The following is a 21,464-nucleotide window of genomic DNA, read 5'->3' as shown; positions in this document are numbered from 1 at the left end:
GTTTCTACCTCGTGACAGACAACAACTGAAAAAGGATGGCTCTGATCTTTATATCGACTGAGCGACACATAACTTTAACGCAGACCCTCCAACAATGAAAAAACCCAGGTGCAGTGATTACAGACTGCCTGGGTTTTTTTAGACCTGATCCGAATCAGTCGTCTTTCGGATTGTTCAGCGCATTGAGCGTGGTCATGATGCTGTCGCTCTGCGCGCGCAGCCTGGCTACCAGGGAGTCCATGGCCGTGTACTTGGCGGTCAGGCTCGCTTGCAGGCTGGTCATGCGCGCATCAAGTGAGTCCTGCTGCTTTTTCAAGTCATTCAGGCTGTCGGTCAGGCTCGCCGAGCGCGCGGCGAACACGCCGGTCTTGCTTAGGGCAAAGCTGTCAGTGGCTGTTTTCATGCGCGCCAGCAAACCGGTATCGCTAGTGAAGATACCGTTGATGTCGGCCGCATTGGTCAGCGCCGCGGCATCAAACAGCTTGTCGTCGATTGATAGTGTCCCGGTTTTCTGGTCGGTTTTAACACCGAACTGAGCAAGGGACTTCATCTGACCGGTGCCACTCATCGCATTCAATTCAGTGCGCACCGCCGACAGCAACGAGCGCAGCGAGGCATCGCCAGTGAGGGCGCCAGACGTCACCGAACCATCGGCATTGGTGGTCACCGTAGTCTCGGTGTTGGCAGCCTTGATCAGGGCGTTGTAGGTATCAACGAAGCCCTTGACCGACGACTTAAGCGTCGAAGCGTTGGCCGCCACCGTGATTGTGGCCGGCGTCGCAGAACCACCCCCGGACGGAGTGGGAGAAACGCCTGTCAGCTTGAGCGTAATGCCACTCACTGCATCGACAACGGTATTGCTCTTGGAAGTCATCGACACACCATCCAGAACGTATTCGGCATTCTGTGGCGGAGCGAGAACCGAAGAGCCGGTTTGCAGACCGGAGGTCCCCGACAGGATCAAGTCCGAACCAACACCCGTCGTGCTGGAGGTCAACACCATTCGAGAACCGCCGGCATCGGTCAGGATGTTGGCACTCAAACCCTGGTTAGCGTACTGCGAGTTGATCGAGTCGCGGACCTGCTGCAACGTTGCGCCGGCAGGCACGCTGACATCGAACGTATTGCTGCCCTGCTTGATGCTCAGCGTGGTCGGCGTAGAGCCGGCATTGACCACTGAAGAAGCGCCACCGGCAAAGACCCTGGTGGAAATTTTCGACGCTGTTGCCAGCTTGGTGACCAACAGCGAAAAGCTACCCGCCGCCGCGCCAGTACCGGTGGTCAACGTGGCCACTTTCTCATCAGACGACGAACCGGCCAAGCCACTGAAACTGGCGGTGGTTTTCATGGTTTCGAGCGCGCCACGGAAGGCATCCAGGGCCGCCTGGATTTTTCCGATAGACGACAGCGAGGTGGTTGCCTTCAGCGTTTGATTGTTGATCTGAGTCTGTTTCGGTGCCCTTTCGGAGTCCACCAAAGACTTCACAATCGCCTGGGTATCGATGTTCGAACCAATACCGCTAACCGATGTACCCGCCATCATCTCTCTCCTTAACCAGTGGCTGCCGTTTTCTTGACCTGGAACGTCTTAAACGGTGACAACAACAAAATTCATGCCAGTTCAGACTTTGTCGTCAAACAACAAACTACTGGCGTCCGACAGGCTCTGAGCCAGCTTTAGCGCTGCTTCCGACGGTATCTGACGAATCACCAGACCCGTTTCGGTGGCGATGACCTTGACCACGACACGGCCTGTGGAATCATCAATGGAAAAATCCAGATTGCGCTGGGCAGCCTGGACAAATTCCTGAATATCGGTAACAGCTTTTTCCAGCTCGTCACGCTTCGGCTCGAAGCTCGAGGACTTCACCGCTTCAGCCTTAGGCTGTTCCGGTTTTCCAGTGACATTCGGCGTTACGCCCTGCGGGGCAACGGCAGGATAGGGCTGGTTCAACTTGACGCTCATGTCCATGCCTAATCTCCTGTTCATGAAAAAAACAAAAGGGCGCGTAAACGCGCCCTTCCGTCTGTTACCAAGCGCCGGAATTAACCCAGCAGCTTCAGCACAGCCGATGGCAGCTGGTTAGCCTGGGACAGGATCGCGGTGGAAGCCTGCTGCAGGGTCTGCTGCTTGGTCAGCTGGGCAGTTTCCGAGGCGAAGTCAACGTCTTGGATCACTCCACGTGCAGCAGTGGAGTTGTCCGAGATGCTGCGCAGGTTCGCCACCGTGCTGTCGAAACGGTTTTGTACCGCACCTAGGTCAGCACGCTGGGAGTCGATATTGGAGATCGCCTGGGTAATTACGTCAATTGCGTTTTGCGCGTTGGCGGCGGTAGTCACATCAGTTTTATTGACGGTGAGTTTGGCCGAGTTAGCAGAAGTAAAAGTAGCCGCTGCGAACAGTCCTTCCACACTTGCACCGGACATCGAGTAGCTGCTGGTGGAGTTCAGCGAAATTGAACCAGTGGCAACGATCTTCGCCAACGCCGTCGAGTCCAGCGCAACGAAAGCAGTAGGGGTACCGGAACCATCTTTGGTCGCGACCTTGATACCGGTACCAGCATTCGCATCAGCATTATCGAACACCAGATTCTCACCGGTATCAGATTTCACCGACAGGCTTTGGGTCGAGGAATCATAGTTAACGCTGATGCCCAATTTTGCGGCGTTGGACTTCAACTGGTCAGCCAGATCGGCGGTGCTCGTCACCCCTCCAAAGGTCACCTTTGCAGAACCAACTGTCAGGTCGAACTTGGCTGGGAGAGCAGCAGTAGCAGTAACCGCAAATTGGACCTCAGTGCTAGCCGTCGCAGACAAACCACCTACAGAACCGTTCAATTTAGCTGCAATCTTCTGGGCCGAATCACCAACAGCAACAGCCAGAGGAGTACTAGTTTGACCACCACCTGTTACGGTGATCGTGCCGAGTTTCATACCACCAGTAGCGCTCGGCGGGTTAGCCACGCTCTTCAATTGCTGCGAGCCAATATTGTTGGCCGATACGTCGCCCAGAGTCATGTTGATGGTCTGGTTGGCGTTAGCACCAACTTGGAAAGCGGTAGTACCGAAAGAACCGTCCAGCAGGTTACGACCACCGAAAGTAGTGGTGGTAGCGATACGGGTCAGTTCAGCGGTCAGTGCCGAGTATTCAGCGTTGTTCGACTTACGATCTTCAGCGCTTGGCGAACCGTTCGCGGAAGCCAAGGCCAGGGTACGCATTTTTTGCAGGATGTTGGTGGATTCCTGCATCGCGCCTTCAGCCGTTTGCGCGATGGAGATACCGTCACCGGCGTTCTTGATGGCAGCGCCCAGGCCGTTGATCTGGCTGGTCAGGCGGTTGGAAATTTGCAGGCCAGCGGCGTCATCTTTTGCGCTGTTGATACGCAGGCCGGAGGACAGGCGCTGCATCGAAGTCTGCAGGTTGCCGGAAGCTTTGTTCAGGTTGTTCTGAACGGTCAAGGAAGCAAGGTTGGTGTTTACTGTTAAAGCCATGACGAAATCCTCGTTGGATGGATACTTCGGCTTCCGGCCCTGACATCCGTCGGGTTTGGCCTAGAGAACCTACGTAATAGTTATCGTCGTGAAGAGGCTTTGCTTGAGCGGTTTTTTGCAAATTTTTAGTGGCAGCGTGCCAGCCCTTTATATTCAAGGCTTTACAGCCAGAAAATCTGGCGCCAGTAAAACGCAAAACGCCCGGCAACTTACGTTACCGGGCGTTTTTTATGCCTGTCTTCCAGACCTCAACCGCGATAGAGAATCGCCGAGCCCCACGACAAACCTACACCGAAGCCACTGATGGCCACGCGCGTCCATTTCGAATCGAACACGTGATTCTGCAGCAGCAGCGGAATACTGGAGGAAACCGTGTTACCGGTTTCGAGCATGTCCTTGACGAACTTCTCTGGCTCACCTTCTTCGAAACGGCGAGCTACGGCATCGACGATGGCCGCGCTGCCCTGGTGAATGCAGAAGGCATCGATGTCGCTGGCCTGCAAGTTCGACTCATCCAGCAGCTCATGCAAATGCGCCGGGACTTTCAACAAGGCGAAGTTGAAGACCTGGCGGCCATTCATGAAGAACACACCGTCGGTGACCTTCAGGTGCGGCGCGCCAGAACCGTCGGTGCCGAACTTCGACTTGCCCAGCTGCCAGACAGCGTTTTCGCCCATCCAGGTCGCAGTGGCGGCATCGCCGAACAACATGGTGGTGTTGCGGTCTTCCGGGTCGACGATCTTCGAATACGGATCGGCGGTGATCAGCAGGCCGTTTTTCAGACCTGCCGCTTCCATGAAGCCTTTGATCGCGTAGATGCCGTACACATAGCCGGAACAACCCAGGGAAATATCGAAAGCGGCGACATGGGTCGGCAGGCCCAGCTTGTCTTGAACGATCGCAGCGGTGTGCGGCAACCCTTCTTCATCACCGTTCTGGGTGACGACGATCAGGCAGTCGATTGCTTCACGTTTGAGCTCGGGGCTGGCGGCGAACAGCGCGTTGGCGGCCTCGACACACAGGTCGGACGTTTCCTGATCGGCATCCATACGCGGCAAAAACGCCGAACCGATCTTGCCAAGGATGAAGGTTTCGTCCTTGTCGAACTTTGCACCCTGGGCGTAGTTATCAACCCCGGCTGCCGGCACGTAACTCGCAATATTTTTTATGCCAATCATTATGGCTTCCCAATAATAAACAGCTGAACATCGCCGCTCGCTGAATCGAGGGCGTCTACAGTCAGGGCCTGGCATCGTCGGCGCTCAAGCAAACACCTTGAACAGTCCGCCACCTTTCACCGCCCGCAGACAGGATACAGTGAAGATGCGCGTTTTGACTGACGGGTCACTCAGAGATCGCTGCTTTATTTGATTTTGTGGTCCAGATCCCGCCCCACCCCGCCTCGCATGCGCCTGAAAAAATGAAAAAAAAGCCAGCCCCCGATAAAAGGGGCTGGCCGCGAGCGGTCAAGACCGACTCAAAGCTTGTTGAACAGGCTCAACTGGGAAACCTTGGCGAAGGCCAGTTGCGCAGCCTGCAGCATGGTTTGCTGCAAGGTCAGTCGCGTCAGCACTTCCGCCGGGTCGGTGTTCTTGATCGAGTTGCCGGTCGATTCGTTGATCAGGCCGGAACTCGTGTTCTGATCTGCCTGCATATCCATGACATTGCCCCGTGCACCGATCGCACCACGCGCCAGGTCGACCTGGTTCTTGGAGTTGTTCAGGTTGGCAATGGCGGAAGCGACGGTGTCTTCCAGGAAACGCTGGGCGGCTGGATTGCCCTGGGTCGGCGAGTCGAGCGCCGTACGCAGCTGGCTAATGGTATCGAGGACGTTCTGGGTCTGGTGGGTGTTGACCGCGATGTCGAACTGGTCACCTGCTGCCGGTGTCGGCGGCGTGCCCCCCAAGGTAAAGCTGACACCGGCCGCCGTCGCCACGCCTGCCACCACAGTTCCGGAGGTGACCGGGGTACTGGTGCTGGTCAGTGGACGGGCGTACAGCTCGAAGGTGCCAGGACCGGTGAACTTCAGGACTGCGCCGCCCTCAGGGAAGAAGCTCTTATAGTCGGCAGCGTTGGTTACCGTAGTCTGGGCAATGATCGCCGTCGATGGGTTGTTCGGGGCGCGGTTGGCGACGAAGCTGTCCGGCTTGGTCGTCAACTGGAAGCTGTGACCAGCGATCACGGCGTCGGCACTGGCGGAGTCGGCAGGGGTGTCACCCGGCTGGAAAGTGATGTCCAGCTTAAAAGTCACACCACGGAAGTTGACGTCGGAACCACCCTTGGCACTCGGATCAAACTTGCCACCGCCAGTCGCTTCGGCGGTCACGTCATTTCCCAGCGCATCGGTAATCACGACCTGGGTACTGCTGGTGAACGACATGGTGTAAGGCTGGCCGTTGCGGAAACTCGAATCGAAGGCCGGACCGGAACTTACCAGCCCCGGGGACAAGTCCACCCGCCCGTCATTAACGCCAGGTGCTGTCATGGTGGTCGAACTGCGGGCGGCATTGATTGCCTGCTGGAAAACTTCCCAACCGGTATCGTTCAGGCCCAGGGACATCGAATCGCCGATTTTCAGTTCCAGCTGGGTCTGGTCGCCCTGATAGCTATAGGTGCCGTCACTGTTGCGTACAAACGGCTGAGTGTTGTTACTCGCGCCGGAGAAAATGTACTTGCCGTTGGCATCCTTGCTGTTCATCAGGCTCAGCAATTGCTCTTCGGACTGCTTGAGTTCGGCGGCAATGGATTTACGGTCATCGTCGTTCAACGAACCGCCGCCGGCACGCACCGCCAACTCGCTGACTTTTTGCAGCACGTTGTTGATGCTGTCGAGCACGCTTTCTTCCTGCGCCTGCGCCGTGTTCAAAGCATTGATATTGGTGGTGTACTGACCCAACATGGCTTTTTGCTGTTCGAGTTGCAGCAAGCGTGCCGCACCGACCGGATCATCTGCCGCGGTCTCAAGCTTGATGCCACTGCTGGCCTGCTCGGCAGTCTTCATCACGTTGTTGAGGTTGCGCTGATAGTTGGCAGCCGTGGTCGCGTAATACTGTGCGGTAGAAATGCGCATGTTCTACGGCTCCTTAAAGGGCATTGATCAGAGTGCTGAAAATTTCCTGCGCAGTCTTGATGATCTGCGAAGAGGCCGTGTAGTACTGCTGGAATTTGGTCAGGTTGCCGGCCTCCTCATCCAGATCGACACCGGACAGCGAATCACGGGCGTTTCGTGCCCCCGTCAGGATGGTGTCGGTGGCCGTCGCATCCAGTTGCCCCTGCTTGGTCAGCGAGCCGACCGTCGACACCAGTCCACCATACGCATCAGTGAAACTCACGCCAGGACTGGTGGCAGTGGCCCCCACCGTCGCCTTGGTCTGCAACCCCAACAGCGACTGGGCATTGCGGTTGTCGGTGCTGCCCGCCGCTGTCATGGCAATGTTGAAACTGTCGCCCGAAGCGGGGCTACCACTGACGGTCATCCCCACATTGAAGGTTTTGGCATTGCCACCGGCATCGGTGTAGGGCACTGCGATACTCAGGTCGTTGTTCTGACCTGGCACGATGTTGCCGGTGCCGATGCTGTTGCCCTTGGAATCGAACACTTCATACGCGGTGGCACTGGTCATCAGCATGCGCACCGGCATGGATGCCTTGACCGCCGTCTGCACTTCCAAGCGCTGGACCGGATCGTAGATATCCAGGCTGGTGGTCAGGTTCGGCTGGCTGACAGCACCGGTGCCGTCATTCCCCGAGGCCTTGGTGGAGGTCAGCGGTGCGGAGGTGGCCAGGGTTTTGGTGTCAGACATGACCGTGGTCATGTCCGCAGCACCGCTGCGGGTCGGGGTAATCTTGAAGGAGTCCCCGACGGCGACCGAACCACTGTTCAAGCTCAGGCTGAATCCATCGATGACCGGATCGGCCGCAGGAGGCGTGGCGAAAGCGAAGTTACCCATGTCGGTGTTATCCGACAGTCGACGCACGTTGTAGCCCGAGGCAGTGACCGTCACTTGATAGTCACTGGCTTGCAGCTTGCTGGTGTCTTTGATGGTGACATTCAGATTGCCGGACGCCGGATCGTTGTTGGCGTTGGCAATACTGCGCTGACTGATGGCCGCAGTGCTGTTGATGTTGTTGAACAGCGCCGCACCGAAATTGCCATTCTGATCCAGGCCTTGACCCAGTTGTTTATTGACTTGATCGGCCACGACCATGGCAATACGCCCCAGGTCGTTGACGGCGGGCGTCAGCACTTCACTGCGGTAACGCAACAGCCCACCCATCTGGCCACCGCTCATCACGCCGGTGATGTCGATCGACGAACTGCCACGATCCATGATGATCGATGAGCGGGTCGGGTCGGTCGGATCTGCCGCCACGCGCAACTTGTTGACGGTGTCGCCGACTACCAGCGGCTGACCGCTGCCCAGGTAAATATCCAGTCGGCCGTCGGTTTCGGTGACTTGGGTGCCGACCAGTTCGTTGAGCTGGCGGATGGTTTCGTTACGCTGGTCCAGTAGTTCGTTGGGGGTACCACCGGAACCACTGACTTCACCAATTTTCTTGTTGTAGGCGGCGACGGTCGACGCCAGCTTGTTGACCTGATCGGCCATCGAGCCCAACTGATCATTGATATAGGTGCCCTGCTGCTTCAATTGCTGGGACATGGCATTGAAGCGGCTACTCAAGCCCTGGGCATTGGTCAGCAAGGCCTGGCGCGAAGCGTTGTCGTTTGAGTTGCCGGACAAGGTTTGCAGTGACGAGAAGAACGACTGCAAAGTCTTGCTGATGCCGGTGCCGCTGTCGGACAGCAGCTTGTCAACTTGCGTGGCTTGGCCAAGATAAGCCTGCGCATCGCCATTGAGGGATGTGGTGGTCTGCAATTGCGCGTCAAGGTAGCTGTTGTACACCCGGCGCACATCCGCCAGGGTCGTACCGGTGCCGATGAACACATTGCCATTCTGAATAGAGCTTTTGGTGCCCTGCACAGTTTGCTGGCGCGAGTACCCGATGGTGTCGACGTTGGAAATGTTATTACCGGTAGTCACCAACGATGCGTGGCTAGCGGACAAACCCGACATTCCGATGTTGAGCAAACTCATGGTTCAAACCTTATAAATTCGTTGAAACGCCCGCCGCAGCGTAGTTCTGGTAACTCGTCATCTGCCTGGCTATCTGCGAAATCTTGCTCGCGTAGTCCGGGTCGGTTGCGTAACCGGCCTTCTGCAACTCGCGTACAAACTGTTCTGGGTTATCGGCCGACTTCACGACATCTTGATAGCGATTGTTGGTCTGCAGCAAAGTCACAAGGTCATGGAAACTGTCCTTGTAGGAGTCGTAGGAACGGAACTGCGCCGTCTCCTTGACCATCTGCCCGTTCCTGAATTCGCTGGTGATCGCCCGCGCCGAATTGCCCTGCCAACTATTGCTGGCCTTGATGCCGAACAGGTTGTGGCTGCTGCTGCCGTCCTGGGCACGCATGACCGACTTGCCCCAGCCGGTTTCCAGGGCCGCCTGGGCCACCAGGTAACGCGGATCGACACCAATGCGGGCCGCCGCTTCCTTGGCCATCGGCAACATGGTGTTGACGAACTGGTCGGCGGAACTGAAGGCTTTTTTCGCTGGCGCCAGTGGAATCTGCGCCATGGCGCGACCGTAGATCTGCATGCCGCCAGCGGAGGATTGCTGCGCGGTCGCCAGCCAGTCGCCGTTGTACAACGGTCCCGTGCCGGTGTTCGTCGTGCGCTCAGGCAACGGTGTCTTGTTGATCGTCGTGGTGGCAGCGGTCGTCGCCGAAGGCACCAGCCCGGCCAATAACCGATCAGCCAGTTTCGGCGGCAGTGCCAGGCGCCGCTGATTGATCAGCGCCATGTCATTGCGATGCCCACCCTCGCCCGCCTCCTGCGGCGCATGGACCGATCGCGAAGCCCACAATGGGCGCTGGCCGTTGACCCGCGACAGCGGCCCGTTGATCGCCACCGTACCTGCCGCCACCGGCGTTTGCACAGCCGCCTTGGCAGCCTCTTGCTTGGCCAGCGATGCAGCGGCCGCCTCGCCCGGCGCCAGCGGTTTGTTCTTCGACATCTGGCGCATCAGCACGTCCGCCAGGCCGATACCTCCGCCCTCGCGGGACATGGAAACGGCCAGTTGCTGGTCGTACATTTCCTGGTACTGCTTGGCCGCCGGGGTGTTCATCGGATTGTCCTGCCCCAGCGCTTCGGTTGCCGAGCGCATGGACTTGAGCATCTCACCGAGGAACAGCGATTCGAACTCCTGCGCCACCTTGCGCATGTTGCCGTCGCTGTTCTTGTCGCCGACCTTGAGCTGATTCAGACGATTGAGGTCCGAGTAGGAACCCGAATCGCTGCTGCTGACCAGACCGCTCTTGCGCATATCCACGATGGCCGTCCTCAGATCACGATCAAGTCGGCTTGCAGGGCGCCGGCCTGCTTCAGCGCTTCGAGGATGGCCATCAAGTCACCCGGTGCCGCGCCGACCTGGTTCACCGCCCGCACGATCTCGTCGAGGGTGGTGCCAGGGCCGAACTTGAACATCGGCTTGGCTTCCTGCTGGGCGTTGACCTTCGAACGCGGCACCACCGCCGTCGTGCCATTGGACAGAGGGCCGGGCTGACTGACGATCGGGTCTTCGGTGATGGTCACGGTCAGGCTGCCGTGGGTCACGGCGGCCGGGGACACCTTGACGTTCTGGCCGATCACGATGGTGCCGGTACGGGAGTTGATGATGACTTTCGCCACCGCCTGGCCCGGATCGACTTCGAGGTTTTCCAGGATCGACAGGTAGTCGACGCGCTGGCTCGGATCGAGCGGCGCGGTGACGCGAATCGAACCGCCGTCGATGGCCTGGGCCACGCCGGGGCCGAGCATGTTGTTGATCTTGTCGACGATGCGCTTGGCAGTAGTGAAGTCGGAACGGTTGAGGTTCAGCGTCAGGCTGTTGCCCTGGTTGAAACCGCTCGGCACCGCACGCTCCACCGATGCACCGCCAGGGATGCGACCGGCCGACGGAACGTTGACGGTGATCTTCGAGCCGTCTCGCCCTTCCGCATCGAAACCGCCGACCACCAGGTTGCCCTGGGCCACCGCGTAGACGTTGCCGTCGATACCCTTGAGTGGCGTCAGCAGCAAGGTGCCGCCACGCAGACTCTTGGAGTTGCCGATGGACGAAACGGTAATGTCGACCTGCTGACCCGGCTTGGCGAACGCCGGCAAATCGGCACTGATCGATACCGCCGCGACGTTCTTCAACTGCACGTTGCCCGAACCCGGCGGCACCTTGATGCCGAACTGCGAGAGCATGTTGTTGAAGGTCTGCAGAGTGAACGGTGTTTGCGTCGTCTGGTCGCCGGTGCCGTTAAGCCCGACCACCAGGCCGTAACCGATCAATTGGTTGGAACGCACGCCGGAAATGCTGGCGATGTCCTTCAGGCGCTCGGCTTGAACGTTGAACGCTGCGGACATCAGGAACGCAACCATCATGAGACTTCTGAAATTCAACGTAGCCACCTAGAAAGGGAACAGCGGGCTGAGGAAGAAACGGTCGAACCAGCCTGGCTGACTCGCATCGGCAAACGAACCGGTGCCCGAGTAGGTGATGCGCGCATCGGCGACACGGGTCGACGGCACGGTGTTGTCGGTGGCGATGTCATCGGCGCGAACCAGGCCGGCAATCCGCACCAGCTCGTCACCGGTGTTGAGGGTCATCCACTTCTCGCCGCGTACCGCGATGATGCCGTTGGGCAACACATCGGCGACGGTGACCGTGATCGAACCGGTCAGGGTGTTGCCCTGAGCCGCCTTGCTGTCACCCTTGGTCGCGCGGTCACCTTCGTAGCTGGCACTCAGGCTCAGGTCGCCATCGCCGAACGGGTTGTTGGTGGTGGCGCTGCTGCCGAACAGCGAAGACAGGCCGATGTTGGCCTTGCTGTTCTTGCCAATTTGCGAGTTGGCGTTTTTGCTGGCCTGGGTCCTTTCGTTCAGGGTGATGGTGATGATGTCACCGACCCGGAACGCCTTGCGGTCGCTGTAGAGGTTCTGTTCGAAACCGGCCTGATAGATCGAGCCGTTGTTCGCGGCCGCCGGCAACGGCGTGCGCGGCAACACCGGAGCGTAGTAAGGGTCATTGGGCTTGGGCGTCGCCGGCACGCAACCTGCGAGCGCGGCGATCCCACTCAGTGCCAGAACAGATACATAGCGATTCATGACCCTACCTCACGGTGTTGCAGGCGGCCTCATGGCCGCCACATAGACTTGATTACAGATTCTGCGTTACGAACGAGAGCATCTGGTCAGCGGTGGAGATCACCTTGGAGTTCATCTCGTAGGCGCGCTGGGTGGTGATCATGTTGACCATCTCCTCAACAGTGCTGACGTTGGACGTTTCCAGGGTGTTCTGCAGCGTGGTGCCGAAACCGGCCAGGCCCGGGGTGCCGACTTGCGGCGCGCCGCTGGCGGCGGTTTCCAGGAACAGGTTGTTGCCCACGGCCTGCAGGCCGGCCGGGTTGATGAAGTCGGCGGTTTGCAGGTTGCCGATCACCTGGGCTGCCGGGTTGCCGGCAATGGTGATGGACACGGTGCCGTCGCGGCCGACCGTGAAGGTCTGCGCTTCGTTCGGAATGACAATCGCCGGCTCCAGGGCAAAGCCGCTGGCGTTCACGATCTGGCCGTTGGAGTCCAGGTGGAACGTACCGTCACGGGTGTAGGACGTGGTGCCGTCCGGTTGCAGGATCTGGAAGAAACCACGACCGTCGATGGCCATGTCCAGTGGCTGCTCGGTGGTTTGCAGGCTGCCGGCGGTGAAATTTTTCTGGGTGCCGACGATGCGCACACCAGTACCCAGTTGCAGACCCGACGGCAGCTCGCTGTCCTGGGTCGACTGGGCGCCTGGCTGACGCTTGATCTGGTAGAGCAGGTCCTGGAACTCGGCGCGGTCACGCTTGAAACCCGTGGTCGACACGTTGGCCAGGTTGTTGGAAATGGTGGTCAGGTTGGTGTCCTGGGCGGACAGACCTGTTTTGGCAACCCATAGAGCCGGAAGCATTCGATTCTCCTCGTGCGCCTGTTTTACGGCGCGACGTTCTGGTAATTAGCTGATCTGCAAGACCCGAGCCATGGCCTGGTCATCGTCTTTGGCGGTGTTCATCATCTTGATATGCAGCTCGAACTGCTTGGCCAGGGCCAGTACCGAGGTCATCTCTTCCACGGCATTGACGTTGCTCGACTCGAGGAATCCGGACACCAGCTTGACGTTGGCATCGGCCTGCGCAGGCGCGCCGTCCTTGGTGTGGATCGAACCATCCAGGCCCTTGGTCATGTTTTTGAGGTCCGGATTGACCAGCTTGATGCGGTCGACTTCCGCCATCACCCGGGGACCTTCGCCCATCGCGCGGATGCTGATGGTGCCGTCCTCGCCGACTTCGATCTGCTGCTCCGGCGGCACGGCAATCGGCCCGCCATTGCCCATGACCGGCATGCCGTTGCCGGCGCGCAGCACACCCAGGGCGTCAACGTTCAGGCTGCCGGTGCGCACGTAGCTTTCACCGCCATCGGGCGTCTGCACGGCAATCCAGCCGTTGCCTTGCACGGCGACGTCGAGGTCGCGACCGGTTTCCACCAGTGAACCAGGGGAGAAATCCGTGCCCGGGCGCTCGGACATGGCAAACGCACGCGCCGGAAAGCTGTCACCGAACACCGGCATCGAACGAGCCTGCTCCAGGTCTTTCTGGAAGCCGTTGGTGGAGATGTTCGCGAGGTTGTTGGCATGAGCCTTTTGCGCCAGTGCATTCTGGCTGGCGCCGGTCATTGCCACATAAAGGTACTTGTCCACAATTGTTCCTCTGCCTGCCGGACGTTTGCCGTCCGCTGCTGTACTGCTGAGCCATAAGCAATTTGCAGACCAACTCGTTTTTGGCAGCGCGAGGCCCGGCAAACAGGGGACTTTGAGGATTCAGAGGGGATGGGGGATTTGTATCAGAGACGAAAAACCGGCGGTGTCCTGCCGGTGGGTGGCAAGGTGTGACCGTTGCAGCCATTACTTTCCCTGTGGCGAGGGGGCTTGCCCCCGCTCGGCTGCGCAGCAGTCGTAAATCCGGGCAACTCGGTGTACCTGAAAGATTGCGGGGGGCTGCTTCGCAACCCAACGGGGGCAAGCCCCCTCGCCACAAAAGCTCGACCACCAGAGACTCAGGTGTTGTCCTTGCCCACCTCATACTCACGCAACTTGTTGGCAATGGTGGTATGCGAAACCCCGAGCCGCTTGCCCAGTTGCCGACTGCTCGGATGCTCGGAATACAGCCGCTCCAGCACCGCCTTCTCGAAACGCCCGACGATCTCGTCCAGCCCACCCTCCAGGGAAAAATCGCCAAGGGGCTGACGCACGCCATAGTCCGGCAGGCGAATGTGCTCGGCCTTGACCGTGCCGCCGTCGCACAGGGAAACCGCCTGGAACAGCACGTTCTCCAGTTGTCGCACGTTGCCCGGCCAATGGTAGTGGCTGAGCCGCTCCATGGCCGCCGGGGCCAGTTTGGGCAACGGACAACCAATCTGCCGGCTGGCCTGATCGAGGAAGTGCTCCACCAGCGGCGTCAAACCGTCGAGGCATTCGCGCAACGGCGGGATGTGCAGCGACAACACATTCAAGCGGTGATAGAGGTCCTGGCGGAACTCGCCGCGAGCGCACAATTCGGACAGGTCGACCTGGGTCGCGCAGATCACTCGCACGTCGAGGTAGACCTCTTCATCGCTGCCTACACGACGGAAGCAACCGTCCTGCAAAAAGCGCAGCAACTTCACCTGCAAGCGCGGGCTCATTTCCCCGACACCATCAAGAAACAACGTGCCGCCCGCTGTCAGTTCCAGCAGCCCGAGCTTGCCTTCGGCCCGCGCCCCTTCAAAGGCACCAGGGCCATAGCCGAACAACTCCGTCTCGGCCATGGACTCCGGCAGACCGGCGCAATTGAGCGCCATCAATGGCGACTGCCCGCGAGGACTGGCCAGATGACAGGCCCGCGCCAACAATTCTTTGCCGGTGCCGGTCTCCCCTTCTATCAATAGCGGCGCATCCAATGGCGCCATGCGCCGGGCTTCGCGCACCACAGCGGCCATGACTTTCGAGCTTTGGAAGATGCTGTCGAAGCCACGCAATTCCTGCTTGCGCACGTTGTAGATGCGCTCGCCCACCCGGTCGGCGCGGTGCAGCGTCAGTACCGCACCGGCCATGGCTTCGCTGTCGTCGTGTTCCGATTGCAGCGGCGCGATGTCGGCCAGGAACACATCCCCCTTGACCTTGACTCGCAGCCCGTTGATCCGCGACTTGTTGGCGCGCACCAGTTCCGGCAAATCGAAATCCTCGGCGTAGCGCGACAGGGGGATCCCCGGCACCTCGTCGACCCGCACACCGAGCAACTGCGCCGCTGCCCGGTTGGCCGCAACGATGGAACCACCCATGTCGATCGACAGCACCGGAAATTCCAGCGCACCGAGCAGTGCATTGAGCTCCATGTGCCGACGTTCGCTGGGCATCAGCCCTACACGCTTGACGCCAAAGACCCCGGCAATCGCTTCGAATTTCGGGCGCAGGGCCTGGAACTGAATGTTGATCAGGTTCGGGCAATGCAGGTAAATGGCATTGCCATGCTCACCGCCCACCTCACCGCGGGCCACGTTGATCCCGTACTCCACCAACAGGTTGAGAATGTCGCGCAGGATGCCGATGCGGTTCTGGCAGTGGACTTTGATACGCATATAAAGACCCAAAAAAACGGTGAGTAAGGTGCGCAGGGATATTTTCTGCTCAGGCGCTCAGATAGTCGTCAAGATTATGTGACAGGTGGAGGACTTTTCCCACCCGCCAATCTCAACATTTGCGCACCGACGCCCAATACGTAACGAAAACTTTACGAAAATCGATGAATTTTCCTACGCATGACGCCGAGCACCTGCTGCAACAGTGCAATCCTTGGAGTATTTCTAGGTCCATAGCAGTACATAACAAGAACGAAATCCCCTAGCAGGAGAGCAGCATGAAGCAGACGCAATACGTGGCTCGCGAGCCCGATGCGCAAGGTTTTATCGACTACCCCGCCGAAGAACATGCGGTGTGGAACACGCTGATCACTCGTCAACTGAAAGTGATCGAAGGGCGTGCGTGCCAGGAGTACCTGGACGGTATCGAAAAACTCGGTCTGCCCCACGACCGCATTCCTCAACTCGGCGAGATCAACAAGGTCCTCGGTGAAACCACCGGCTGGCAAGTTGCCCGGGTTCCCGCACTGATTCCCTTCCAGACCTTTTTCGAATTGCTGGCCAGCAAGCAGTTTCCGGTGGCGACCTTTATTCGTACCCGCGAAGAACTGGACTACCTGCAAGAGCCGGACATTTTCCACGAGATCTTCGGTCACTGCCCGCTGCTGACCAACCCGTGGTTCGCCGAATTCACCCACACCTACGGCAAGCTCGGCCTCAAGGCGACCAAGGAAGAACGCGTGTACCTGGCGCGCCTGTACTGGATGACCATCGAATTCGGCCTGGTCGACACCCCGCAAGGCCAACGCATCTACGGCGGCGGCATTCTGTCTTCTCCGAAAGAGACCGTGTATTGCCTGTCGGACGAGCCTGAGCATCAGGCGTTCGATCCGCTGGAATGCATGCGCACGCCCTACCGCATCGACATCTTGCAGCCACTGTACTTCGCGTTGCCAAATCTCAAGCGTCTGTTCGACCTCGCTCACGAAGACATCATGGGCATGGTCAAGCAAGCAATGCAGATGGGTCTGCACGCGCCGAAATTTCCGCCAAAACCAAAAGCCGCGTGATCCGCCGCTTTTAGAATCAAGTGAGCCTGTCAGAAACCATCGCTTTGGATTAGCGTGGTAGCACTGAGGGCCGATTTCCCAACATTCGATTTCAGGAACACATCATGACCGCATTAACTCAAGCCCATTGCGAAGCCTGCCGCGCCGATGCTCCACAAGTCAGCGACGAAGAACTGCCGATCCTGATCAAGCAGATCCCGGACTGGAACATCGAAGTCCGTGACAGCATCATGCAGCTGGAAAAGGTTTTCCTGTTCAAGAACTTCAAGCACGCCCTGGCGTTCACCAACGCCGTCGGTGAAATCTCCGAGGCCGAAGGCCACCACCCGGGCCTGCTGACCGAGTGGGGCAAAGTGACCGTGACCTGGTGGAGCCACTCGATCAAGGGCCTGCACCGCAACGACTTCATCATGGCCGCGCGCACTGACGAAGTGGCGAAGGACGCCGAGGGGCGCAAGTAATGCATTTCGACGCCATCGGTCGAGTGCCTGGCGACCCGATTCTGGGCCTGATGGAGGCCTACGCGCAGGACCCGAACCCGCGCAAGTTCGATTTGGGCGTGGGTGTCTACAAGGACGCCCAGGGCCTGACGCCGATTCTTCAATCGGTGAAGCTTGCCGAGCAACGCCTGGTGGACAGTCAGTCCACCAAGACCTACATCGGTGGTCACGGCGAACCGGCGTTCGGCAAAGCGATCAATGAGCTGGTGCTGGGCGCCGACTCGAAGCTGATCAGCGCACAACGCGCCGGCGCCACCCAGACTCCGGGCGGCACCGGGGCCTTGCGCCTGAGCGCGGACTTCATCGCCCAATGCCTGCCAGGGCGCGGCGTATGGTTGAGCAACCCGACCTGGCCGATCCACGAAACGATTTTCGCGGCAGCCAAGGTCAAGGTCAGCCACTACCCGTACGTGGGCAGTGACAACCGTCTCGACGTCGACGGCATGCTCGCGGCGCTCAATGAAGCACCCAAGGGTGACGTGGTGTTGCTGCACGCCTGCTGCCACAACCCGACCGGTTTCGACCTGTCCCAGGATGACTGGCAAAGGGTGCTGGAGGTAGTACGCAAGCGCGAACTGCTGCCACTGATCGACTTCGCGTATCAAGGATTCGGCGATGGCCTGGAACAGGATGCCTGGTCGACCCGGCTGTTCGCCGCCGAGTTACCGGAACTGCTGATCACCAGTTCCTGCTCGAAGAACTTCGGCCTGTACCGCGACCGCACCGGTGCGCTGATTGTCTGTGCGAAAAGCGCGGACAAGCTCACTGACATCCGCAGCCAACTGGCCAACATCGCCCGCAACCTGTGGTCGACGCCGCCGGATCACGGTGCGGCCGTGGTCGCGACCATCCTCGGCGACCCGGAGCTGAAAAACCTCTGGGCTGACGAAGTGGAAGCCATGCGCCTGCGTATCGCCCAACTGCGCAGCGGTCTGGTGGAAGCGCTGGAGCCTCACGGTTTGCGCGAGCGCTTTGCGCACATTGGCGTGCAACGCGGGATGTTCTCCTACACCGGCTTGACGCCTGTGCAAGTGAAGAACCTGCGGGACAATCACAGCGTGTACATGGTCAGCTCCGGCCGGGCCAACGTGGCGGGGATTGATGCCACGCGCCTGGATCTGCTGGCCGAGGCGATTGCCAAGGTCTGCAAATAACCTTCAAACACTGTAACCCCTTGTAGGAGCGAGCCTGCTCGCGATGCGGAGCGTCATTCAACGTTGATGTTGACTGATACACCGCTATCGCGAGCAGGCTCACTCCTACAGTTGTTTCTGCGCCAGTGTTATCGATCTGTCTATACAACCCCATCCGTCGAAACAAATGGATATAAAAGTCCGTTTGTCATTTTTACTGCTGTATCCTGCCCAGGCTTTTTTAAAGCGCGGATCTACCAGATCTATCAACAGACTTAGCGAGGAGCGCAACCATGCACGAGATTCCTAATCTCCCCTTCCCAAGCCTGCACGAACCTGAGCAGACGACCACGCAGCAAGCCGGAGCCCAACAGCCCGAGCCGAAAGAAGCCACTGACAGCCGCCAGGCTGACAGAGAAGACTGAAACACCCGCCGCACAGACCGTGTGGAAAGCGCTACCATGCGCTTTCCACACTGCCTGAAACGAGCCTGACCATGACCGATGAATTCAGTGAAGCGCAGGCCAGCGTCCTGATCGGCACCGCCGAGAAAATGATCGGGATCTGGAATCGCCTCTCCCCCGAGAAACAAGCCGCCTTGCTCGCCCGCTTCGGCACCCAGGAAAATGCGCTGGCCGCCCTGGTCACCACGCAACTGGTCGCTCCCGCCAATCCTGAATGACAGCGCCCGGCAAATAGTTTTACTTTTTCACAACCTGTGACCGTCCACACCGCTATCATAAGCAGCCTATCTATCCTGCTTTACCGTGGACCTTTACCCATGCCCGAAAACCAGCGCCCCCTGGCGGTCACGCTGCAAGTTGTTTCCATCGTCCTTTTCACCTTCATCGGCTACCTGAACATCGGCATCCCCTTGGCCGTATTGCCCGGTTACGTCCACAGCGACCTGGGCTTCGGCGCGGTGATCGCGGGCCTGGTGATCAGCGTGCAATACCTGGCCACCCTGCTCAGCCGCCCCTATGCCGGGAAGATCATCGACAACAAGGGCAGCAAACTGGCTGTGATGTATGGCCTGGCCGGTTGCGGCTTGAGCGGTGTGTTCATGCTGGTCTCGGCCTGGACCCAGAGCCTGCCGACCTTGAGCCTGATCAGCCTGTTGATCGGCCGCCTGGTGCTCGGCAGCGCCGAAAGCCTGGTGGGCTCGGGTTCGATTGGCTGGGGCATCGGCCGGGTCGGCGCGGCGAACACGGCCAAAGTCATCTCGTGGAACGGTATCGCCAGCTACGGCGCACTGGCTGTCGGCGCGCCCTTGGGGGTACTGCTCGTCCATCAACTGGGCTTGTGGAGCATGGGCGTGAGCATTGTGTTGCTGGCCGTGCTCGGCCTGCTGCTGGCCTGGCCGAAAACCGCCGCGCCGATCGTTGCCGGTGAGCGCCTGCCGTTCATGCATGTGCTCGGGCGGGTATTCCCCCACGGCTGCGGCCTGGCCCTGGGCTCCATCGGCTTCGGCACCATCGCCACCTTCATCACCCTGTACTACGCCACGCAACACTGGGACAACGCGGTGCTGTGCCTGAGCCTGTTCGGCGCCAGCTTCATCGGCGCGCGCTTGCTGTTCGGCAACCTGATCAACCGCCTCGGCGGCTTTCGCGTGGCCATTGCCTGCCTGTCAGTGGAAACCCTGGGATTGCTGTTGCTGTGGCTGGCACCGGATGCCCATTGGGCACTGGCGGGTGCGGCGCTGAGCGGCTTCGGCTTTTCGCTGGTGTTTCCGGCACTGGGAGTGGAGGCGGTCAACCTGGTGCCGGCGTCCAGCCGTGGCGCAGCCGTCGGCGCCTATTCGCTGTTCATCGACTTGTCGCTGGGCATTACCGGACCATTGGCCGGTGCGATTGCGGCAGGGTTTGGTTTTGCATCGATCTTCCTGTTCGCCGCCCTCGCCGCGTTGAGCGGATTGATACTGAGCCTTTACTTGTACCGGCAAGCGCCGAAACACCGAGAGGCACGCAGAGTAAAGTAAGTTCTGAAAACTGGTCATTGAAAAAACAGCGACTCACTGACCAGTTCAGCCATTACAACTTATCCATGTAACCGCACAAGAGCAGATACCGATGAATCGTCAACGTCATAAATGAAGAGAATTTTTCGGTCCGGCTGCACAGCAAGCCCATAAATATCGCCCTTGCCATCAAACAGAACTTTTCCCTGATCACCAAAGCCAATATCCCACCCCATATCTTGCTCGAGGCTGAGAATAAACCCTTTGTTAATCCCGGAAGAGCTATACGCCACAGTTCCAGCAACGACCACTGTTGATTTCGGCTCATAAAGTTCCGCCTTCCATACCACAAGGTCTGGCGTCCCAGGGCTTCCAGCATCCACAGCATCACCCCAGCCTTGCTCGCCAAAAAGAGGGTCTAGTTGGCCATCACCTCCACGCCGTTGCAGCATGAGAAACAGGTGCTGTGTCGCCGCATTAGCAGAAGTCCCTACTACATAAATCTCGGACAACGACTCCCCAATCAAGACAGTTCGTTTTACTCCGGGCTGACCATCGTAATAGCCACCCAAGGCAAACGTGGTATCAAGCTCTCCATCTTTATCGTACCTGGCAACATACCAGCCACCCTCCTCAGAAGCGCTGGTTGTGAGAGCAATCAGGAAGTTATCGCCTTGCGGCACAATAGTTTCTGCTCGTAATCTCTTCAGGCCGTCTCGGTCAAATATCTTAAATCCAGCGGTTGAAAAAGACCTATCCAAACGACCATTAATACCTATTTTCGCTAACAGAACCCCTTGGAAAAAACCCTCAAGCCCTAAGGAAAAAAGAAGCATCACGCTACCATCCTCCTGCAACAACATCCCGCCCGGATACCGACTCAACCCTACAGAATCCGGTTCTTGCGATGCACCTTGATGGCTACCTGCACATGAGGAGCTATTTGACTCCGAAGCGATGGAGGACTCGAGAAAGTCATAGACAATAACCCCAACCCGACCAAAGCCGCTATCTGGATCGCCATTGAGTTCGAATCTTGCCAATCCAGTAACTCGCCACGACCCTGGCCCAATGGCACCAAACCCTACAATAATTTTTTGTCGTGCTGCATCGACTTTTATGTCGTAAGGAACAGGCTCGCTTACTTCAGGAAAAAAATCCGTCACGTTAATTCTGGATATACCGGCCTTACCGAAGCTTTCGTCAACCACACCGAACTCATCCAACATTACCAAGCAGATAGTCTCACCACTCTGGGAAACCGCCGCGCACAATATTCTACCGTCGTCCATCAGGTGAACGACCCTCGGTAACAGAGGAAGTCTTCCAGATACGTCGTCGTACAAATATACTTTACCAAGCATACCAAACTCGTAGTCCAGGCTTCCTCTGACAACCTCCCCCTTTACTTCCGACTTTAAATTACTCATTTTACTTATCACCTCGAAAATAGCTTCCGGGCAAGCTCTAAAACTAGAGAGCACCTTCACAAAAAGCGTCGCCCATCAGACAGACTTAAACCAATAAAACACCCAACTATTTGACACATCAAA

Annotated in this window: 19 protein-coding genes; 6 read left to right on the top strand and 13 right to left on the bottom strand. The window is 58.5% G+C overall.

Annotated features, from left to right (window positions below; translation table 11 throughout):
• Positions 1 to 154 precede the first annotated feature (154 nt).
• The 12 genes from fliD to AC3IX1_RS07780 all read right to left on the bottom strand — a co-directional run bounded on the left by fliD (position 155) and on the right by AC3IX1_RS07780 (position 15,248).
• Positions 155 to 1,540, bottom strand: a complete 1,386-nt coding sequence (fliD, locus tag AC3IX1_RS07835; RefSeq protein WP_489387750.1) for a flagellar filament capping protein FliD — start codon at positions 1,538 to 1,540, stop codon at positions 155 to 157.
• 81 nt (positions 1,541 to 1,621) lie between these two features.
• Entirely contained in the window at positions 1,622 to 1,972 is a 351-nt protein-coding gene (locus AC3IX1_RS07830; protein WP_489387749.1) for a flagellar protein FlaG, read from the bottom strand.
• Between the two features lie 74 nt (positions 1,973 to 2,046).
• Positions 2,047 to 3,492, bottom strand: a complete 1,446-nt coding sequence (locus AC3IX1_RS07825) for a flagellin N-terminal helical domain-containing protein (protein WP_489387748.1) — start codon at positions 3,490 to 3,492, stop codon at positions 2,047 to 2,049.
• A 248-nt stretch (positions 3,493 to 3,740) separates the two neighbouring features.
• Positions 3,741 to 4,670, bottom strand: coding sequence for a ketoacyl-ACP synthase III (locus tag AC3IX1_RS07820; RefSeq protein WP_489387747.1), 930 nt, complete (start codon positions 4,668 to 4,670; stop codon positions 3,741 to 3,743).
• Positions 4,671 to 4,969: 299 nt separating this feature from the next.
• Positions 4,970 to 6,562 carry a flagellar hook-associated protein 3 gene (locus tag AC3IX1_RS07815; protein ID WP_489387746.1) on the bottom strand — a complete coding sequence of 531 codons (1,593 nt, stop codon included), beginning with the start codon at positions 6,560 to 6,562 and terminating at the stop codon, positions 4,970 to 4,972.
• 13 nt (positions 6,563 to 6,575) lie between these two features.
• On the bottom strand, positions 6,576 to 8,588 hold the full coding sequence (gene flgK / locus AC3IX1_RS07810) for a flagellar hook-associated protein FlgK (RefSeq protein WP_489387745.1): 2,013 nt from the start codon (positions 8,586 to 8,588) through the stop codon (positions 6,576 to 6,578).
• A gap of 10 nt (positions 8,589 to 8,598) precedes the next feature.
• Entirely contained in the window at positions 8,599 to 9,885 is a 1,287-nt protein-coding gene (gene flgJ / locus AC3IX1_RS07805) for a flagellar assembly peptidoglycan hydrolase FlgJ (protein ID WP_489387744.1), read from the bottom strand.
• An 11-nt stretch (positions 9,886 to 9,896) separates the two neighbouring features.
• Complete coding sequence (locus AC3IX1_RS07800) at positions 9,897 to 10,985, bottom strand: flagellar basal body P-ring protein FlgI (protein ID WP_489387743.1); 1,089 nt, start codon at positions 10,983 to 10,985, stop codon at positions 9,897 to 9,899.
• Positions 10,986 to 11,012: 27 nt separating this feature from the next.
• Complete coding sequence (gene flgH / locus AC3IX1_RS07795; RefSeq protein ID WP_095945459.1) at positions 11,013 to 11,708, bottom strand: flagellar basal body L-ring protein FlgH; 696 nt, start codon at positions 11,706 to 11,708, stop codon at positions 11,013 to 11,015.
• Positions 11,709 to 11,760: 52 nt separating this feature from the next.
• Complete coding sequence (gene flgG, locus AC3IX1_RS07790; RefSeq protein WP_353742318.1) at positions 11,761 to 12,546, bottom strand: flagellar basal-body rod protein FlgG; 786 nt, start codon at positions 12,544 to 12,546, stop codon at positions 11,761 to 11,763.
• Between the two features lie 45 nt (positions 12,547 to 12,591).
• On the bottom strand, positions 12,592 to 13,332 hold the full coding sequence (locus AC3IX1_RS07785) for a flagellar basal body rod protein FlgF (RefSeq protein ID WP_489387742.1): 741 nt from the start codon (positions 13,330 to 13,332) through the stop codon (positions 12,592 to 12,594).
• Between the two features lie 356 nt (positions 13,333 to 13,688).
• The gene (locus AC3IX1_RS07780; protein ID WP_046037726.1) at positions 13,689 to 15,248 is read right to left on the bottom strand and encodes a sigma-54-dependent phenylalanine hydroxylase transcriptional regulator PhhR; all 1,560 of its coding nucleotides are present in this window, start codon (positions 15,246 to 15,248) and stop codon (positions 13,689 to 13,691) included.
• 278 nt (positions 15,249 to 15,526) lie between these two features.
• Between AC3IX1_RS07780 and phhA the strand changes: the two genes are divergently transcribed.
• From phhA to AC3IX1_RS07750, 6 genes are all read left to right on the top strand, one after another.
• Positions 15,527 to 16,318: a phenylalanine 4-monooxygenase gene (phhA, locus tag AC3IX1_RS07775; RefSeq protein WP_223547430.1), complete on the top strand. Its 792-nt coding sequence runs from the start codon at positions 15,527 to 15,529 to the stop codon at positions 16,316 to 16,318.
• A gap of 104 nt (positions 16,319 to 16,422) precedes the next feature.
• Positions 16,423 to 16,779: a 4a-hydroxytetrahydrobiopterin dehydratase gene (locus tag AC3IX1_RS07770; RefSeq protein WP_046037728.1), complete on the top strand. Its 357-nt coding sequence runs from the start codon at positions 16,423 to 16,425 to the stop codon at positions 16,777 to 16,779.
• A complete protein-coding gene (locus AC3IX1_RS07765) occupies positions 16,779 to 17,972 on the top strand; it encodes an amino acid aminotransferase (protein WP_489387741.1) in 1,194 nt (397 codons plus the stop codon). The genes AC3IX1_RS07770 and AC3IX1_RS07765 overlap by 1 nt, the downstream gene beginning before the upstream one ends.
• Before the next feature lie 272 nt (positions 17,973 to 18,244).
• Positions 18,245 to 18,376: a hypothetical protein gene (locus AC3IX1_RS07760; protein WP_256220589.1), complete on the top strand. Its 132-nt coding sequence runs from the start codon at positions 18,245 to 18,247 to the stop codon at positions 18,374 to 18,376.
• Between the two features lie 71 nt (positions 18,377 to 18,447).
• Entirely contained in the window at positions 18,448 to 18,633 is a 186-nt protein-coding gene (locus tag AC3IX1_RS07755) for a hypothetical protein (protein ID WP_489387740.1), read from the top strand.
• A 99-nt stretch (positions 18,634 to 18,732) separates the two neighbouring features.
• A complete protein-coding gene (locus tag AC3IX1_RS07750) occupies positions 18,733 to 19,932 on the top strand; it encodes an MFS transporter (protein ID WP_489387739.1) in 1,200 nt (399 codons plus the stop codon).
• 59 nt (positions 19,933 to 19,991) lie between these two features.
• On the opposite strand, the gene AC3IX1_RS07745 is transcribed toward AC3IX1_RS07750, so the two are convergent.
• Positions 19,992 to 21,341: a hypothetical protein gene (locus tag AC3IX1_RS07745; protein ID WP_489387738.1), complete on the bottom strand. Its 1,350-nt coding sequence runs from the start codon at positions 21,339 to 21,341 to the stop codon at positions 19,992 to 19,994.
• Between the last annotated feature and the right edge of the window lie 123 nt (positions 21,342 to 21,464).

It is taken from the genome of Pseudomonas sp. KH_046_2 (assembly GCF_057838985.1).
Note: the sequence above shows the minus strand (reverse complement) of the source record. Positions and strands in the feature narration are given on the sequence as shown.

Excerpts from the sequence above, each read along its gene's own strand:
- fliD (WP_489387750.1), bottom strand. The coding sequence starts at position 1,540 with ATGGCGGGTACATCGGTTAGCGGTATTGGTTCGAACATCGATACCCAG.
- flgH (WP_095945459.1), bottom strand. The coding sequence starts at position 11,708 with ATGAATCGCTATGTATCTGTTCTGGCACTGAGTGGGATCGCCGCGCTC.
- AC3IX1_RS07830 (WP_489387749.1), bottom strand. The coding sequence starts at position 1,972 with ATGGACATGAGCGTCAAGTTGAACCAGCCCTATCCTGCCGTTGCCCCG.
- AC3IX1_RS07745 (WP_489387738.1), bottom strand. The coding sequence starts at position 21,341 with ATGAGTAATTTAAAGTCGGAAGTAAAGGGGGAGGTTGTCAGAGGAAGC.
- AC3IX1_RS07765 (WP_489387741.1), top strand. The coding sequence starts at position 16,779 with ATGCATTTCGACGCCATCGGTCGAGTGCCTGGCGACCCGATTCTGGGC.
- phhA (WP_223547430.1), top strand. The coding sequence starts at position 15,527 with ATGAAGCAGACGCAATACGTGGCTCGCGAGCCCGATGCGCAAGGTTTT.
- flgG (WP_353742318.1), bottom strand. The coding sequence starts at position 12,546 with ATGCTTCCGGCTCTATGGGTTGCCAAAACAGGTCTGTCCGCCCAGGAC.
- AC3IX1_RS07820 (WP_489387747.1), bottom strand. The coding sequence starts at position 4,670 with ATGATTGGCATAAAAAATATTGCGAGTTACGTGCCGGCAGCCGGGGTT.
- AC3IX1_RS07800 (WP_489387743.1), bottom strand. The coding sequence starts at position 10,985 with ATGATGGTTGCGTTCCTGATGTCCGCAGCGTTCAACGTTCAAGCCGAG.
- AC3IX1_RS07770 (WP_046037728.1), top strand. The coding sequence starts at position 16,423 with ATGACCGCATTAACTCAAGCCCATTGCGAAGCCTGCCGCGCCGATGCT.
- AC3IX1_RS07755 (WP_489387740.1), top strand. The coding sequence starts at position 18,448 with ATGACCGATGAATTCAGTGAAGCGCAGGCCAGCGTCCTGATCGGCACC.
- flgK (WP_489387745.1), bottom strand. The coding sequence starts at position 8,588 with ATGAGTTTGCTCAACATCGGAATGTCGGGTTTGTCCGCTAGCCACGCA.
- AC3IX1_RS07760 (WP_256220589.1), top strand. The coding sequence starts at position 18,245 with ATGCACGAGATTCCTAATCTCCCCTTCCCAAGCCTGCACGAACCTGAG.
- AC3IX1_RS07780 (WP_046037726.1), bottom strand. The coding sequence starts at position 15,248 with ATGCGTATCAAAGTCCACTGCCAGAACCGCATCGGCATCCTGCGCGAC.
- AC3IX1_RS07750 (WP_489387739.1), top strand. The coding sequence starts at position 18,733 with ATGCCCGAAAACCAGCGCCCCCTGGCGGTCACGCTGCAAGTTGTTTCC.
- AC3IX1_RS07815 (WP_489387746.1), bottom strand. The coding sequence starts at position 6,562 with ATGCGCATTTCTACCGCACAGTATTACGCGACCACGGCTGCCAACTAT.
- AC3IX1_RS07825 (WP_489387748.1), bottom strand. The coding sequence starts at position 3,492 with ATGGCTTTAACAGTAAACACCAACCTTGCTTCCTTGACCGTTCAGAAC.